At 44.0% G+C, this 2,734-nt stretch carries 1 protein-coding gene and 1 pseudogene; both read right to left on the minus strand.

Features of this window, described 5'->3' with window-relative positions; genetic code table 11:
* Positions 1-2,105, minus strand: a 2,105-nt coding sequence (rnr, locus tag ABYB02_RS16425; protein ID WP_372763447.1) for a ribonuclease R, incomplete at its 3' end; no start/stop codon positions are given.
* A 245-nt stretch (positions 2,106-2,350) separates the two neighbouring features.
* Positions 2,351-2,734, minus strand: a pseudogene (locus ABYB02_RS16430) (enoyl-CoA hydratase/isomerase family protein); the annotation flags it as partial.

Consider the following 2,734-nt stretch of genomic DNA (forward strand, 5'->3'; position numbering starts at 1 on the left):
AGCTTATCGCCTAGGCGGTACACTTTATGCGTTTGTTCGCCAATTAAGCAGTGCTTAGCACCATCATAGGCAAAAAATTCGTTGCCTAAGTTCGCAACGTAGATCAACCCATCTATTTGTAAATCGTCTAAACGCACGAATAAGCCAAAGTTAGTCACTGATGACACCACACCACCAAATTCCGCGCCTACATGGTCTTGCATAAACTCGCATTTTAACCAATCGGCCACTTCACGCGTAGCATCGTCGGCACGGCGCTCAGTAGTAGAACACTGCTCACCTAACGCATTGACTTCTTCTTCACTGTAGGCATATTCACCCGATGTTTGCTGTCCTTGCGCTTTTAATATAGCTTTAATTGCACGGTGTACCACTAAATCGGGGTAACGGCGAATTGGCGAGGTAAAATGCGCATACGCCGGTAAGGCTAACCCAAAGTGACCGATGTTCTCGCTTTGATACACCGCTTGCTTCATTGAGCGCAGTAACATGGTTTGAATCAGTTCGGCTTCTGGGCGCTCACCTAAACGAGCCAATATGTGAGTAATTTCTTTTGGCGTTGGCTCGTCACTTAAGGTGCTTTCAATGCCCATTTCAGTTAAAAACTGAGTAAAGTTGCCCAGTTTTTCGCTATCGGGCTCGTCGTGTACCCTAAATAACGCACTGGCTTCATGTTTTTCAAGGATTTTAGCCGCCGCTACGTTGGCTAAAATCATACACTCTTCAATCAGTTTATGGGCATCGTTACGAATAACCGGCACAATCGACTCTATTTTACGTTGTGCGTTAAATACAAAACGGGTTTCAAGTGTTTCAAATTCTATTGCACCACGCTCTTGGCGCGCGGCTTTTAGCGCCATGTACATTTGCTGTAAATCAGTTAAATGTGGCACCACATGCGCGTATTCTTTACGCAGTTTTTCATCATTATTTAAAATCGCGTTTACTTTGGTATAAGTTAACCGTGCATGTGAGTTCATCACCGCCTCGTAAAACTTATAACCTGAAAGCTTACCGCTGCTGGATACCGTCATTTCGGCAACCATACATAAGCGATCTACTTCGGGGTTAAGCGAACACAAACCATTAGACAGCACTTTAGGCAGCATAGGAATCACTTGCTCAGGGAAATACACTGAGTTACCGCGCTGTATCGCTTCTTTGTTCAGTGGCGTGTTCATGCCCACATAATGCGATACATCGGCAATGGCCACCCATAAGCGCCAGCCACCCGATTTTTTGGCTTCACAGTACACCGCATCATCAAAATCGCGGGCGTCTTCGCCATCGATGGTAACCAGCGGCAGGTCGCGTAAATCGACGCGTCCGGCTTTATCTTGTTCCTCTACAAACTCACCAAGGTGCGAGACTTGCTCTTCCACTTCTTCGGGCCACACATGAGGAATATCGTGATTACGCAGTGCTACTTCTATTTCCATACCTGGGGCTAAATGCTCACCAAGTACGTCAATCACTTTACCCACCGCATTCATATTACGGCTTGGGTTTTGCGTTATTTTCACTTGCACCATTTGGTTATGGCGAGCGCCGTTTTCACTGCCCGGCAATATCATAATATCTTGAGTGATACGGGGATCTTCGGCCACCACCACAGCAATGCCGTGCTCAACAAAGTAGCGACCCACAATCGGCGCGCGCTCATTAGTGAGTACTTTTATAATACGCGCATCGCATTTAGAGCCCGAGCCGCGTTTAGTGCCTTTAGCCAGTACTATGTCGCCATGTAACACCGAGTTCATTTGGTGTTTTGCAATAAACCAATCTTTATTCTCGCCTTCAACTTCTAAAAAGCCAAAACCGTCTCTGTGGCCTACTACTTTGCCTTTGGTTAAACCGGCTTCGTCAATCAGGGCGTAACATTTAAACTTATTAAAATACAGCTGGCCATCACGCTCCATAGCGCGCAGGCGACGTTTAAATGCAATTTGGCGCTCTTCGTCATTGACCGCTAGTTCTTCGCATAATTGCGTATAGTTAGCTGGTTTTGAACGCTGTTGAAGATGAGTAAGTATAAACTCACGGCTAGGGACTGGGTTTTCGTACTTTTCTTGTTCTCGACTGAGATTTGGATCTTGGTTTGACATTCACTATCTTGTTAGTTTGGTTATGAAGGTATTTTAACCCATATAGCTAAAATGAGACAGGTAAAAGCTATTAAACTTTACACAAAGCTTTTTTACCACGTTATTGTATTAAAAAAGCTAGCGCACTCGGCCTTAACCGTTACTTAATTGTGCAGTCTGTTTATTACCGTTATATGTACATAACTAGACTAAATAAAAAGGCCTAGTTTAAGTGCGCGCTGGCTATTATATAAGGCTATATTAGGTTATTTTTTTTGCAAATTTTTCCACAACATTTTACTCACATTGTCGATAAAACGCGGATCTTCTGCTGCCATACATTGCAGTATTTGCTGATTCATTTGCGTTTTATTTTGCCCGTAAATCCAGCGATTTTTATTAAACTGCTGCGCAAATCCCAATGCGCCCGCTTGTAATTGTGTGTCATCAGCAAAAATCGCTTCAACTACTTTGTTGTCTAGTAGTTCTTGCGCCCCCACGCGTTGCCCCGACATCGCTAAACGATTAAAAAATGTGTGTGGTAGCGCTTTATTAATAATGGGAAACATAGACGGTAAAAATGGCACCATCACATCCACTTCAGGAAAACAAAAAAAGCCTTTGTCTGACTTCATTAAACGAAAGTCACA

The organism is Pseudoalteromonas sp. (assembly GCF_041613455.1).
Taxonomy (GTDB): Bacteria; Pseudomonadota; Gammaproteobacteria; order Enterobacterales; family Alteromonadaceae; genus Pseudoalteromonas.